11 protein-coding genes are annotated in these 14,469 nt (G+C 64.1%); 7 read left to right on the forward strand and 4 right to left on the reverse strand.

Translation table 11 applies throughout. From position 1 onward, the window contains the following. Positions 1–35: 35 nt before the first annotated feature. Positions 36–773 carry an SDR family NAD(P)-dependent oxidoreductase gene (locus tag MnOB_RS06595; RefSeq protein WP_077523248.1) on the reverse strand — a complete coding sequence of 246 codons (738 nt, stop codon included), beginning with the start codon at positions 771–773 and terminating at the stop codon, positions 36–38. 149 nt (positions 774–922) lie between these two features. On the opposite strand from MnOB_RS06595, the gene MnOB_RS06600 reads away from it, so the two are divergent. After that, complete coding sequence (locus tag MnOB_RS06600) at positions 923–2,122, forward strand: amidohydrolase family protein (RefSeq protein ID WP_077523250.1); 1,200 nt, start codon at positions 923–925, stop codon at positions 2,120–2,122. A 134-nt stretch (positions 2,123–2,256) separates the two neighbouring features. On the opposite strand, the gene glcC is transcribed toward MnOB_RS06600, so the two are convergent. Continuing rightward, a complete protein-coding gene (gene glcC, locus MnOB_RS06605; protein ID WP_077523252.1) occupies positions 2,257–3,030 on the reverse strand; it encodes a transcriptional regulator GlcC in 774 nt (257 codons plus the stop codon). A 238-nt stretch (positions 3,031–3,268) separates the two neighbouring features. On the opposite strand from glcC, the gene glcD reads away from it, so the two are divergent. The 5 genes from glcD (at position 3,269) to MnOB_RS06630 (ending at position 9,751) form a co-directional block, all read left to right on the forward strand. Beyond that, positions 3,269–4,768, forward strand: a complete 1,500-nt coding sequence (gene glcD, locus MnOB_RS06610) for a glycolate oxidase subunit GlcD (protein ID WP_077523254.1) — start codon at positions 3,269–3,271, stop codon at positions 4,766–4,768. Further along, positions 4,768–5,823, forward strand: a complete 1,056-nt coding sequence (gene glcE / locus MnOB_RS06615) for a glycolate oxidase subunit GlcE (protein ID WP_077523256.1) — start codon at positions 4,768–4,770, stop codon at positions 5,821–5,823. Before glcD ends, glcE begins: the two co-directional genes overlap by 1 nt. Before the next feature lie 8 nt (positions 5,824–5,831). Continuing rightward, the gene (gene glcF, locus MnOB_RS06620) at positions 5,832–7,049 is read left to right on the forward strand and encodes a glycolate oxidase subunit GlcF (RefSeq protein ID WP_077523258.1); all 1,218 of its coding nucleotides are present in this window, start codon (positions 5,832–5,834) and stop codon (positions 7,047–7,049) included. A gap of 106 nt (positions 7,050–7,155) precedes the next feature. After that, complete coding sequence (locus MnOB_RS06625) at positions 7,156–7,557, forward strand: heme-binding protein (protein WP_077523261.1); 402 nt, start codon at positions 7,156–7,158, stop codon at positions 7,555–7,557. A 19-nt stretch (positions 7,558–7,576) separates the two neighbouring features. Next, positions 7,577–9,751, forward strand: a complete 2,175-nt coding sequence (locus MnOB_RS06630; RefSeq protein WP_077523263.1) for a malate synthase G — start codon at positions 7,577–7,579, stop codon at positions 9,749–9,751. Between the two features lie 70 nt (positions 9,752–9,821). On the opposite strand, the gene MnOB_RS06635 is transcribed toward MnOB_RS06630, so the two are convergent. Both MnOB_RS06635 and MnOB_RS29775 read right to left on the reverse strand, forming a co-directional pair. Continuing rightward, positions 9,822–11,012 carry an MFS transporter gene (locus MnOB_RS06635; RefSeq protein WP_077523265.1) on the reverse strand — a complete coding sequence of 397 codons (1,191 nt, stop codon included), beginning with the start codon at positions 11,010–11,012 and terminating at the stop codon, positions 9,822–9,824. A 77-nt stretch (positions 11,013–11,089) separates the two neighbouring features. Further along, positions 11,090–13,117, reverse strand: coding sequence for a methyl-accepting chemotaxis protein (locus tag MnOB_RS29775; RefSeq protein WP_077523267.1), 2,028 nt, complete (start codon positions 13,115–13,117; stop codon positions 11,090–11,092). A 134-nt stretch (positions 13,118–13,251) separates the two neighbouring features. Here MnOB_RS29775 and MnOB_RS06645 point away from each other — a divergent pair, with 134 nt between their 5' ends. Continuing rightward, complete coding sequence (locus MnOB_RS06645) at positions 13,252–14,439, forward strand: acetyl-CoA C-acyltransferase family protein (protein ID WP_077523269.1); 1,188 nt, start codon at positions 13,252–13,254, stop codon at positions 14,437–14,439. Positions 14,440–14,469 lie beyond the last annotated feature (30 nt).

Genomic DNA, 14,469 nt, shown 5'->3' on the forward strand with positions numbered 1-14,469 from the left:
AAAAGAAAAGGCCCGACTAATGCCGGGCCTTGGGCTCATAAACCGTTTGCCATGTATCCCCCATCCGCCGCCAACACATGGCCGGTGACGAACGATGCTGCGGGCGACACCAGGAACAGGATGCATGCCGCGATCTCCTCCGGCCGGGCCCAGCGCCCCAGAGGCGTCCGCGCGAGCACCCGCGCATTACGCTCGGAGGCATGCTCCTGGATACCGCGAGTCATCGGGGTGTCGGTCCAGCCCGGCGCCACGGCGTTGACCCGGATACCCTCCTTGCCCCAGGCCACCGCCAGGCTGCGGGTCAACTGGACCACGCCCCCTTTGCTGACGGAGTAGGCCGGCGCAGTAGGGCTACCGAAGAAGCTCATAACAGAGGCCAGGTTGACGATGGCGCCGCCATCTCGCGCCAGCAACTCGCGGGCGGCATAACAGCAGCGCATGGAACCATTGAGGTTAATCTCCACCGTTTGCAGGAAACCCTCCTCCTCGAACTCCGCTGCACCGCGACCGATACCGGCAGAGTTAACCAGGATATCCAGACGCTCGAGTTCGGCGAAGTAGCGCGTCACCGCCCCACTGTCGCGTACGTCGAGCAGATCGAACACGGCGCCAGCAAGCTCGGAGTCCGCGCGACAGGCTTCTATTTCTGCCAGGGAAACTCCCGTGGCGCGCACGGCACACCCTGCTCGCAGCAGTTCAACCACAGTCGCCAGGCCTATACCGCTGCTGCCGCCGACTACCACCGCCACCTTTCCAGTCAATGCTTCGCTCATGCTTCGTTTCTCCTGGCCACCGGCCAAATCAGTGACAACACGTCAGTTAGTAAATCTTGATACGCGCCAATTCCAGCCATCTTGACGCACATCTATAACTAACATACAGTCAGTTTCACTAATCAACCAGACCGATCACAGAGGTCATGATGCGTAACGTCAATTACCCGATCTACGATGTCGACCGGCACTTCTACGAGCCGCCGGAGGCCTTCCTGACCCACCTGCCCAAGGAATACCGCAAGGAATTCCAGTACGTGCAGGTCAACGGCCGAACCAAACTGGCCGTCGGTGGCGTGATCAGCGACTACATCCCCAACCCGACCTTTGATGTGGTGGCTGCGCCGGGTGCACACGAGAAGTGGTACCGCGGAGAGAACCCCGAAGGCCTGTCACTGCGCGAAATCGGCGGCGAGCCGGTGCCCTCGGATCCGGCCTTCTTCGATGGTGCCGCTCACCTGAAAGTGATGGACGAGCAGAAGATCCATGCCGCACTGTTCATTCCCACCCTGGCCTCAGTGATTGAAGAACGCCTGGCCGACAAACCGGACGTGATCGCCGCGCTGATGCACGCATCCAACCGCTGGTTGGCCGAGGGCTGCGGCTTCGCCCGCGAGAACCGACTGTTCCCGGTGCCGATGATCAACCTGTTCGATGTCGATCGCGCCGTCGAAGAGCTGGACTTCGTCCTGAAGCATGGCGCTCGAGTGGTAGGCATCCGACCTGCCCCGGTCGCCGGCACCAAAGACCCGATGGAGGGACGCGCTCCGGGCATGCCGGAGTTCGACCCATTCTGGGCCAGGGTCAACGAGGCGAAGATCTTCGTCATGCTGCACGTCTCCGACTCCGGCTACGACAAGATCAACCGCTGGTGGACCGCTGGCGGCAAGGGCGAATTCCGCCCCTTCGAGAAGGATCCCTTTGCCGAGACCCTGGACTGGATGGGTCGCGCCATCTCCGACACCCTGACCTCGCTGGTCTGCCACGGCGTCTTCGACCGTTTCCCGGACGTGCGCGTGGCCTCGCTGGAGAACGGCAGCTCCTGGCTGGAGCCGCTGCTGGAACGTCTGGCGATGAACTACAAGAAGATGCCAAAGGCCTTCAAACAAGACCCGGTGGAAAGTTTCAAGAAGCACGTTTTCATCTCGCCGTTCTACGAGGACCCGGTGCTGCGAATCTGCGAGATCATGGGTGACAACCGCGTGCTCTTCGGCAGCGACTGGCCGCACCCAGAAGGCCTGAGCCACCCGTGGGACTTCTTCAAGGACATCGAGGATCTCAGCGATGCCCAGGCTCAGCGTGTCATGAGCACTAACTTGAAAGGTTTGCTGGAGGGCGTCCGCGACTGATTCGGTGCGGACTTCGCCAGCGACGGGGCATGGGCACAATCCATGCCCTTTTTTATGGCATTACGAGCAGAGAAAGACCTCCAGTGACACTCCCATCCTTGGCGAACATGGAAGCCCGCCGCAGCAGATCGCGCTCAAGCCCAGCCTTCGAGGCGCAGGGTCGCCCGCACCAACCGCTGCTCTTCCTGCTCGATCTCCTTGAGGCTGTCGCGAATGCCGTGGATGTGATCGCGGGCCGCGCGCTGAGCCTGGTCGGGCAAGCGCTCGGTCACTGCGTGGTAGAGACGGGAGTGCTGGCGATCCAGCTGTTTCAGGCTGAGCGGCCGGTGGTAGAGGTTGTTAACCGAGGCAAACACCGAGCTCAACATCAGGTCGGTCAGCGATTTCAGGGTGTGCACCAGCACCGGGTTATGGGAGGCCTCGCACACCGCCAGATGGAAGGCGTGGTCGAGGCGTGCATGTTCTTGGGAGTCCAGGCCCTCCGGAGCAGCATGGGCCGCAAGCATTTCCTCGTAGCGTCGGGTAATCAGCACGAAGTCTGCCTGAGTACCGCGCAGCGCGGCCAACCTGGCGGATTCGCCCTCCAGCAGAGCGCGCACTTCCAGCAGGTCGTAGAGGGTGCGCGGCTGGGAGCTGAACAGGTGCATCAGCGGGCTGGCATCGCGTGGCCCGGTCAGCTCAGCCACATAGGAGCCACTGCCCTGGCGGGTTTCGATGATCCCGCGCCCACGCAACACCTTCAGCCCCTCGCGCAGCGCCGAGCGGGAAATGCCCAGCTTGTCGCACAGGCGTCGCTCGGAAGGCAGCGACTGGCCGCTTTTGAGCACGCCATCGACGATCAATTGCTCGATGCGTTCGGCCACCACATCGGCGACCTGTCGGCGTTCGTCAGTCTTTTCGCCCGACATTGGCCTCTCCTTAAACTGGTAGGACCAGTTGTTAAACACCATTTCAAGGCTTGTACGAAACTCCCTACAGCATAGAGGCCGCATTAGAAGCAATGAACCACGTTAGCTCTATTCGCCACAGAAACTGGTAGGACCAGTTGATAGACCAATGGACGGCCAGCTGAAGCGGGACCAATGATGGTTCTACAAACGCCCCCGCAAACGCTGGCGCCACAACAACAAGACCGATGAGCCTGCCATGAACATCCTCTACGACGAGCGCGTCGACGGCGCGCTGCCGAAGGTCGACAAAGCCGCGCTGCTGACCGAACTGCGCGAACGCCTGCCCGACCTCGATATCCTCCACCGAGAGGAAGACCTCAAGCCCTACGAGTGCGACGGGCTCTCCGCCTATCGCACCACGCCCATGCTGGTCGTACTGCCTGAGCGCATCGAACAGGTGGAGCAACTCCTGAAGCTCTGCCATGAACGCCGAGTGCCGGTGGTGGCTCGTGGCGCCGGCACCGGTCTCTCCGGCGGCGCCCTGCCGCTGGAACAGGGCATCCTGCTGGTGATGGCGCGCTTCAACCGCATCCTGGAAGTGAATCCGGCCGGGCGCTTCGCCCGCGTCCAGCCTGGCGTGCGCAACCTGGCCATCTCCCAGGCAGCAGCGCCCTTCGACCTCTATTACGCGCCGGATCCGTCTTCGCAGATCGCCTGCTCCATCGGCGGCAACGTCGCGGAAAACGCCGGCGGTGTGCATTGCTTGAAGTACGGCCTGACCGTGCACAACCTGCTCAAGGTGGACATCCTCACGGTGGAAGGCGAGCGTCTGACCCTGGGCTCCGATGCTTTGGACAGTCCCGGCTTCGACCTCCTGGCACTGTTCACCGGTTCGGAGGGCATGCTCGGTGTGGTCACCGAAGTCACGGTCAAGCTGCTGCCCAAGCCCCAGGTAGCCAGGGTGCTGCTGGCGGCCTTCGATTCGGTGGAGAAAGCCGGCCGCGCGGTGGGCGACATCATCGCCGCCGGCATTATCCCCGGCGGCCTGGAGATGATGGACAACCTCGCTATCCGTGCCGCCGAGGACTTCATCCATGCCGGCTACCCAGTGGACGCCGAGGCCATCCTGCTCTGCGAGCTTGACGGCGTGGAAGCGGACGTCCACGACGACTGCGAGCGGGTGCGCCAGGTGCTGGAGCAAGCCGGCGCCACCGAAGTGCGCCTGGCCCGCGACGAAGCCGAGCGCGTGCGCTTCTGGGCCGGGCGCAAGAATGCCTTCCCGGCGGTGGGCCGCATCTCCCCGGACTACTACTGCATGGACGGCACCATTCCCCGCCGCGAGCTACCCGGCGTGCTGCGCGGCATCACCGATCTCTCGGCCGAGTACGGCCTGCGGGTGGCCAACGTCTTCCATGCCGGCGACGGCAACATGCACCCGCTGATCCTCTTCGACGCCAACCAGCCCGGCGAGCTGGAGCGGGCCGAGGCCCTGGGCGGCAAGATCCTCGAGCTCTGTGTCGCGGTGGGCGGCAGCATCACCGGCGAACACGGCGTGGGGCGCGAGAAGATCAACCAGATGTGCGCCCAGTTCAACGCCGACGAACTGACCCTCTTCCACGGCGTGAAAGCGGCCTTCGACCCGACGGGCCTGCTCAACCCCGGCAAGAACATCCCCACCCTGCACCGCTGCGCCGAGTTCGGCGCCATGCACGTGCACCACGGCCAACTGCCCTTTCCCGAACTGGAGCGCTTCTGATGAGCCAGACATCCTTCGATGCCAGCGCCTGGTTGCTGGAGCAGGTCAACGATGCCCTCGCCCGACGTGAACCGCTGCGCATCCAGGGCGGTGGCAGCAAGGCGAACCTCGGCCGCGCGGTGACTGGCGACCTGCTGGAGACTCGCGCGCACCGGGGTATCGTCACCTACGACCCCACCGAGCTGGTGGTGACGGTGCGCGCCGGCACGCCACTGGCAGAGCTGGAGCAGGCACTGGACGAGCAAGGTCAGCTGCTGGCCTGCGAACCACCTCACCTGGGTAGCAACGCGACTGTGGGCGGCATGGTCGCCGCCGGGCTGTCCGGCCCGCGCCGGCCCTGGGCGGGATCGGTGCGCGATTTCGTCCTCGGCACCCGGGTGATCTCCGGTGGCGGCAAGCACCTGCGCTTCGGTGGCGAGGTGATGAAGAACGTCGCCGGATACGACCTGTCGCGCCTGATGGCCGGCAGCTTCGGCTGCCTCGGCGTGCTCACGGAGGTCTCCCTCAAGGTCCTGCCCAAGCCACGCGCCGTGGCCAACTTGCGCCTGGCGGTGGACGTGGCGGATGCCCTGCGCCGGCTCGCCGAATGGGGTCAGCAGCCGTTGCCCATCAGCGCCGCCTGCCATGACGGTGAGTTCCTGCACCTGCGCCTGGAGGGCGGCGAAGGCTCGGTGGCCGCCGCCCACGACCGACTTGGCTGCGAAAGCGTAGAGCCGGGTTTCTGGGAGGACCTCAAGGAGCAGCGCCTGCCCTTTTTCAGCGATAGCCGTCCGCTCTGGCGCATTTCCCTGCCCAACGACACGCCGGCTCTGGACCTGTCCGGCGCCCAACTGGTGGATTGGGGCGGTGCCCAGCGCTGGCTCAAGTCCGAAGCTCCCGCTGAGGAAATCCGCGCAGTCGTGAGCCGCAACGGCGGCCACGCCACCTGTTTCGACTCTTGCGACAGCCCTTTCCAGCCGCTGCCGGTGGCGCTGCTGCGCTATCACCGCCAGCTCAAGGCGCAACTGGACCCGCAGGGGATCTTTAACCCCGGGCGGATGTACGCGGAAGTCTGAGGCCGAATATGCAAACCCATCTGAGTGAACAGGCCCGCGCCCTGCCGCGCGGCGAAGAAGCCGAAGCCATCCTGCGCAGTTGCGTGCACTGCGGCTTCTGCAATGCCACCTGCCCCACCTATCAGCTGCTGGGCGACGAGCTGGACGGTCCGCGCGGACGCATCTACCTGATGAAGCAGGTGCTGGAGGGCCATAAACCCAGTGCCAGCACCCTGCAGCACCTGGACCGCTGCCTGACCTGCCGCAATTGCGAGACCACCTGCCCCTCCGGCGTGCAGTACCACAACCTGCTGGATATCGGCCGCGCGGTGGTCGAAGAACATGTGCCGCGCCCCTTTACCGAGCGCATGCTGCGCGCCGGCCTGCGCGCAGTGGTGCCCCACGCTGGACTGTTCAAGGCAATGGTGCACACCGGAAACGCCTTCCGTCCGCTGCTGCCGGAGGCACTCAAGGCCAAGCTGCCGCGTGAGGTTCGCCCGGCCCGCCCACGCCCTGCCGTCCGCCACGCTCGCCACGTGCTGATGCTCGAAGGCTGCGTGCAACCGGGGCTTTCCCCCAACACCAATGCCGCCGCCGCCCGGGTGCTGGACCGCCTGGGTATTAGCGTCGAGCCAGCGCGTGAAGCGGGTTGCTGCGGCGCTGTGGACTATCACCTGAACGCCCAGGACGCCGGCCTCGACCGCGCCCGGCGCAATATCGACGCCTGGTGGCCGGCCATCGAGTCCGGTGCCGAGGCCATCATCCAGACCGCCAGCGGCTGCGGCGCCTTCGTCAAGGATTACGGCCATCTACTGAAGGATGACCCGCACTACGCCGCCAAGGCCGAGCGCGTCGCCCAACTGGCGAAAGACCTGGTGGAAGTATTGCGCGATGCGCCGCTGGAAAGTCTCGGTATCCGCGGTGACCTGCGCCTGGCCTTCCACTGCCCCTGCACCCTGCAGCACGCGCAGAAGCTCGGCGGCGCGGTGGAAGGCGTACTCAGTCGGCTGGGCTTCCACCTGACGCCGGTACCCGACGGGCACCTCTGCTGCGGCTCAGCCGGTACCTACTCCATCACCCAGCCGGAACTGTCCCGGCAACTGCGCGACAACAAGCTCAACGCCCTGGAAAGCGGCCAGCCCCAGGTCATCGCCACCGCCAACATCGGCTGCCAGACGCACCTGGACGGCGCCGGCCGCACTTCAGTGCGGCACTGGATCGAGCTGGTGGACGAGGCCATGCACTGACACCTGCAGGAGCGAGCCTTCTCGCGAACGACCCAGAACAACTTCGCGAGCAAGCTCGCTCCTACCCAGATCGAATCTACCTGCGAACTCAATTTGAGGATTAGCCATGCAGCACAAAGCCATCCTGAGCCAGACCGAAGTCGCCCGCATTCTCGCGGCCGCCCGCACCGAGGCCGAAGCCAATCAGTGGAAGGTGTCCATAGCCGTCGTCGATGACGGTGGTCATCCGCTGGCCCTGGAGCGCCTTGACGGCTGCGCGCCAATTGGCGCCTACATTGCCACTGAAAAGGCCCGCACCGCCGCCCTCGGCCGCCGCGAATCCAAGAGCTACGAGGACTTGGTCAACGGCGGGCGCAGCGCCTTCCTCTCCGCACCTTTGCTCACCTCATTGGAAGGCGGCGTACCCGTACTGGTGGACGGCCAGGTAGTCGGCGCCGTTGGTGTGTCCGGCGTCAAGGCCGACCAGGATGCCCAGATCGCCCATGCCGGCGCCCGGTGCCTGGCCTGACTTTCAACGGAGATACAGCATGACCGAACACGTGAAGCGCCACCGCCTGCAGGTGGCTACCGAACTGGCCGCCTTCATCGACAACGAAGCGCTGCCGGGTACCGGCCTGGACCAGGAAACCTTCTGGCGGGACCTCGATGCCCTGGTTCATGATCTGGCGCCAAAGAACCGCGCCCTCCTGGCCGAACGTGACCGCCTGCAAAGCGAACTGGACAACTGGCACCGAGCCAACCCAGGCCCGATCCATGATATGGCAGCCTATCGAGCCTTCCTCGGCGAGATCGGCTATCTGGTGGAGCAACCAGCGAAGGTGCAGGCCGCGACCACCAACGTCGACCCGGAACTGGCCGTACAGGCCGGTCCACAGCTGGTCGTACCCATGTCCAACCCGCGCTACGCGCTGAACGCCGCCAACGCACGCTGGGGCTCGCTCTACGATGCACTCTACGGCACCGATGCCATCCCCGAGGACGGCGGTGCGGAGAAAGGTGCCGGCTACAACCCGATTCGCGGCGAGCGAGTGATCGCTTTTGCCCGCACCTTCCTCGACCAGGCTGCGCCGCTGGCCGAAGGCTCCCATGCCGAGGCCAGCGGCTATCGGGTGGACGGCGGTCGGCTGCTCGTCAGCCTGGGGGATCGCCAGAGCGGACTGCGCGATCCCGAGCGTTTCATCGGCTATCAGGGTTCGGCCGACGTACCCAGCGCCATCCTGCTGAAGAACAATGGGCTGCACTTCGAAATCCAGATCGACGCCAACCACCCGATCGGCAAGACCGATGCCGCCGGGGTCAAGGATGTGCTGCTGGAGGCCGCCCTCAGCGCCATCATGGATTGCGAGGATTCGGTGGCCGCAGTGGATGCGGCAGACAAGGTGCAGGTCTACCGCAACTGGCTGGGCCTGATGAAGGGCGACCTCACCGAGGAAGTCAGCAAGGGCGGCAAGTCTTTCACCCGTCGCCTGAACGTCGACCGCAGCTACACCGCCGCCGATGGCACGGCCCGGAGCCTGCCGGGTCGCTCGCTGATGTTCGTGCGCAATGTCGGCCACCTGATGACCAACCCGGCCATCCTCGATGGCGAAGGCCACGAAGTTCCCGAAGGCATCCTCGACGGCGTAATCACCACCCTCGCCTCCCTGCATGACCTGAAGGTCCGTCGCAACTCGCGGCGCGGCTCCATCTACATCGTCAAGCCGAAGATGCACGGCCCGGCTGAAGTGGCCTTCGCCGATGAACTCTTCGGCCGTGTCGAAGACCTGCTGGGCTTGCCGCGCCACACCTTGAAGATGGGCATCATGGACGAGGAGCGGCGCACCAGCGTCAACCTCCAGGCCTGTATCGCCGCCGCCTCGGCGCGAGTGGCCTTCATCAACACCGGTTTCCTCGACCGCACCGGCGACGAGATGCACACCGCCATGGAAGCTGGCCCCATGCTGCGCAAGGGCGATATGAAATCCACCGCCTGGATTCAGGCCTATGAGCGCAATAACGTGCTGGTAGGCCTGGCCTGCGGCCTGCGCGGCCGCGCGCAGATCGGCAAGGGCATGTGGGCCATGCCGGACCTGATGGCGGCCATGCTGGCGCAGAAGATCGCCCATCCCAAGGCCGGCGCCAACACCGCCTGGGTGCCCTCTCCAACCGCGGCTACCCTACACGCCTTGCATTACCACCAGGTGGATGTGCAGGAGGTGCAGCAGGAGCTGGAGCGCATCGATCTCGCCACCGAACGCGAAGGGTTGCTCACCGGCCTACTGACGGTGCCGGTGGCCGAGAAGCCCGACTGGAGCATCGATGCCATACGCGAGGAACTGGAGAACAATGCCCAGGGCCTGCTCGGCTATGTAGTGCGCTGGGTGGAGCAAGGGGTCGGCTGCTCCAAGGTGCCGGACATCCACGACGTGGGCCTGATGGAAGACCGCGCCACCCTGCGCATCTCCAGCCAGCACATGGCCAACTGGTTACGCCATGGCGTGGTCAGCCGCGACCAGGTTCTTGAAGTGCTACAGCGCATGGCCAAGGTGGTTGACCAGCAGAACGCTAGCGACCCGAATTACAGGCCCATGGCGCCGGACTTCGACTCTTCCGTTGCCTTCCAGGCCGCTTGCGCGCTGGTCTTCGAAGGTTGCGCGCAACCCAGCGGCTATACCGAACCGCTTCTGCATCGATTCCGCTTGTCGTTCAAGAGCAGAAACTGACCTTTTCGCACCAAGCCGGCAAAGCCATCCGTTATTCATGGATGGCTTGCCCCCTCCGCTTTTACCACCTTCAGTCCCGCACCGGCTTAGTCCCGGACGGCCAGAGTGCCGTGCCTGCCAGCAGTACCGCCAGTACCCAGAACGGTACTGTTGAGCCGATGCCGAGCAGCAGCGTCCCGGCCAATGGGCCGACCACGATACCAAGCCCCTGCATTACCCCGATCGAACCCGCCGCTGCCCCCTGTTCGTGAGGCTCCACCGCATTCGTCGCCAGGGCCGCGAAGGCCGGGAACAACCAGCCCATGCCTAGTGCGGAAATAAAGAAGCTGACAGCAAGCAACATGACCGAGGAGGTCAGAGCGGTCATGAAAAAACCTGCCGCCGCAACCAAGCCGCCGATGCGGATGAGCCGCTGCGCCGACCAGCCTAGGCGACGCACCAGCAATTGCGCCAGGATCATAGCGATACCGGTCAGCGTCAGCGCGAGACTGGCGGCCCTGGCTGCGGAAACCGGCTCTAGATGCAAGCGGTCAAGGGCATAGAAACCCGCGGTCATCTGCGCGGCACCTATGGCACTCACCACGACCAGACAGACCGTCATGGCCCGGCGCAAACGAGGATCGGCCAAGCGCAGAGGCACCTTGCTGCGGTGGCGCGGGTGCTCATGACGCGGCAAGGTGTACCACAGGGCAAAAAAGCCGATTACAGGCAGCAACGCGGTGACATAAAGCGGCAAGGTCAGGTTGGATTGCGCCAGCAGGCCGGCCAGGGCCGGGCCAGCCACCATGCCGAAGGCGCCGGAGGCGCCCAGAGCCGCCAATGCTCCGGCCCGTTCGGCCGGGGCGTAGTGATCGGCGATCAGGGCCTGGGCCGTGGTAGGGATCGCAGAATAGAAAGCACCGACCGCGCCCCGGGTGAGCACCAGCCCGATGAATGCCAGTAGCGCCGGAGGCAGCAGGCGCAGCGACAGAACGATGACCGCGCACATGCTCCAGTACGCCAAAATCACGCCTGCTGCGCCCAGCAGCAGGGTATGCCGGCGTCCGTGGCGGTCGGCCATCGCTCCCCAGAACCGGGCCAGCAACATCCACAGGATGCCACCCAGGGTGACGGCAAAGCCCGCCTGCCAGGGTTGCAGGCCAAGCAGGCGCGAGATCGGACCGGCCAGGGAGACGAACGAGACCACGGCCATGGTGCAGGCCATGTTGGCGAACAGCAAGGGTGGCAGGGACAGTACAGCGGGAGCCGAAGTTTCGCTCATCAGTTGGATCCTGTTTTGGGATTCTGCGTCCGCCACATCACAGACAAGCCGAGAGCGCGGAGGCGTCATGTGAGTCATCAGATGCGGAAAGTTCCGATCACCTGTTGAAGATTCCCCACTTGTCCGAGCAATTCCTCACTGGCTTGCTCGGCACGGGCTGCGTCCTTGGCAGTTCGTTCGCCCACCTGACTGATCCCCACCAGGTTCTTGTCGATTTCCTGGGACACCGCAGTCTGCTGCTCGGCCGCCGCGGCGATCTGCTGGCTCTGGTCGACAATGGTGCCGATGGCGCCAAGGATGTTGTCCAGCGCCGCCTCCACATGGTCGGCCTGACTGGCGGTTGCCCCGGCCATCTGGTGGCTCTCGCCCATGGCCTTGACCGTTGCACCAACCCGGTTACGCAGGTTGACGATCATCTGCTCGATCTCGGTGGTGGACTGCTGAGTGCGCTGGGCGAGAGTACGCACTTCGTCCGCCACCACCGCGAATCCACGCCCCTGCTCTCCCGCTCGCGCCGCCTCGATAGCGGCATTGAGTGCCAGCAGGTTGGTCTGTTCGGCGATACTTTTGATCACGTCCAGCACCTGGCCTATGGCATTGCTGTCGGCAGCCAGCTGATTGATGACCAACATCGACTTGTCGATCTCCCCGGCCAAGGCCTGGATGTTCTCTACCTGACGACGAACCATGCCACGCCCGCGCACAGTCTCGTCATTTGCGCTGCGGGCACAGTCAGCAGCGGCCACGGCGCTACGTGCCACTTCCTGGGCCGTGGCAGACAGTTGGTTCATAGCCGCAGCAACCTGTTCGAGCTGGCCACGTTGCTCAGCCACGGCTCGAGAGCTGGCGGCCGAGACTGACTGCACCAGCTCGGTCTGCTGACCGACCTGCAGGGCAACACCACTGACTCGGCGGATCAGGTCCTGGATCTGCCCCACAGTGCCGTTGAAGATAGTTCCCAAGTCAGCCAATTCGTCGCGGCTGTCGCCATGGAAGCTTGCCGTCATGTCACCGGCTGCCACCTTGTGCATTACCCTCCCCAACTGGCCGAGCACACCACGAGTAGAGAGGTAGAAGGCGCTATAGAGGTAGAGGATCAGCAAGAAGATCGCCGCCAACGTTGCCAGCAGCAATGTCATTTGCCGACGGGCCTCGGCGACACGAGCCTCGAGCTCTTCGCCAAGGACATTTAGCGCAGTTGCACCTAGGCGCTGACTGGTCTGGCTGAACCCGGCCATTTGGTCGAAGAAGGCGGTCCACGGCGTCTTCAGTTCTGCGGCATTCAGGACTTGCTCATCCACCAGCATACGGGCGCCGGTCAGGCCATTGAGACTCTCACCTACCGCGTGAGCGAGATCTTGGTAGCCCTTGGCGCTCGCCAACAGATCCTCGGTCTTGAGTCCGTACTCACCACCCAGCTGCCCCAGTTCGACCACCAAGTTGTCGAGCAGAATGGTGTCGTTGGAACTGAGGAAGCCCTGGCCCAGCGCCGCCGCGCCCTGGGCACGGGCACTGTTCAGAAGTTGCATCGCCTTTGGTGCGGCGATGCTGACCAACTCGGCCACCTGGCGCACAAGTGGCTGCGGATCCTGGCTGAGACCGACCTGAGCTACCAGGTAGATCAGGAACAGCTCGCAACGCTTGGCCATCTGACCTGCGAGCTCCATTTTAGGAGCACCGCCATCGGCCCCGGCCAAACGCTGCAACCCTTCCCGCAGCTCATCTCGCTTCTGCCCGAACATGCCCGCCTGCTCGAGGTCTGCGCCGCTCCATTCAAGTCGTTGCGCCAGTTCCACCGCACGAGCCTCGGCCGCACGAATGCGTTGATCGATGTCACTGCTCTTGTTCACCTGGCTGACCCGCACTCGAATCAGGGTGAGGTCCTTCAGCTGGTCCAGTTGGTACTGCAGTTCGAGAGCCTGCTCCACCAGCGGCAGGCTACCCAGCAAGGCGCTGGCGTCGCTCCACTGGCGCTGGGCATCACGCACCAGGTAGTAGTTGGTGCCCAACAAAGGCACGAAGAACAGGGCGCTGATCAGGCTGAACTTCATGGCGAAGCTCAGACGATTCATCAGCAGTATCCCGGGATTCAACACAACCTTCATCACGATGCCCTCATTGTTCTTGTTCAAGTGGCGTGGGTTGCAAGCCTCGGCGCTGGCAATGCCAACGGCGAATGCGGAATAATAACTGACTAGTAGTTATTTTTATAGCATGACGCCAAGCATGAGGAACGAAGATGAGCGAGCATGAAGTGGTAATCGTCAGCGGGGTTCGCACTGCGATCGGGGATTTCGGCGGCAGCCTGAAAGACCTACCGCCAACGGAACTGGGCGCCCTGGTGACAGAGGAAGCCCTGCGTCGAGCCGGTGTATCTGGTGAAGAAGTAGACCATGTGGTGTTCGGCAACGTGATCCACAGCGAAGCCCGGGACATGTACCTCAGCCGGGTAGTGGCCATGCAGGCTGGAATCGGCCAACAGGTTCCTGCCCTGACGCTGAACCGCCTGTGCGGTTCGGGCCTGCAGGCGATCATCAGCGCTGCCCAGGGCATCCTCCTTGGCGACAGCAAAGTCGCTGTGGCCGGCGGCGCGGAGAATATGAGCCGCGCACCCTACTCCAGCGCTACCAATCGATTCGGAGCGCGCATGGGTGATGTGAAGCTGACCGACATGCTTACCGGCGCGCTCACCGACCCTTTCCACAATGTTCACATGGGAATCACCGCAGAGAATGTCGGCAAAGCCCACAGCATCTCCCGCGAGGAGCAGGACGCCCTCGCACTGGAGTCCCACCGTCGAGCAGCCGTCGCCATTGAGCATGGTCACTTCCGCGAGCAGATCCTGCCGATCACCCTGAAAGGCCGAAAAGGCACGGTGCAGTTCGACACCGACGAGCACGTGCGCCGCGATGCTTCGCCGGACGACTTCACCAAGTTGAAACCTGTATTTGATCGTCAGTTCGGCAGCGTCACTGCTGGCAACGCTTCCGGACTGAACGATGGTGCCGCCGCGCTCGTGCTGATGGAGCGCGCCACCGCCGAGCGCCGAGGCATCAAGCCGTTGGCTCGCATCCTCTCGTATGGCCATGCCGGGGTGGACCCGTTGCAGATGGGCATCGGCCCGGTGCCGGCCTCGCGCCAGGCACTGGAACGCGCTGGCCTCAGCATTGCCGACCTTGACCTGATCGAAGCAAACGAAGCCTTCGCCGCCCAGGCATGTGCCGTCACCCGCGAACTGGGCCTGGACCCAACCAGGGTCAATCCCAATGGCTCGGGCATCTCCCTTGGCCACCCGATAGGCGCCACCGGCGCCATCATCGCCATCAAGGCCATCTACGAGTTGCAACGCACTGGCGGACGCTACGCCCTGGTAACCATGTGCATCGGCGGCGGCCAGGGCATTGCCGTGGTACTCGAACGCCTCTGAAGGCTTCCCTCCGGATCAGAGAACCGGCCC

The organism is Metapseudomonas resinovorans (assembly GCF_002003485.1).
In the GTDB taxonomy this organism is placed as follows: Bacteria; Pseudomonadota; Gammaproteobacteria; order Pseudomonadales; family Pseudomonadaceae; genus Metapseudomonas; species Metapseudomonas resinovorans_D.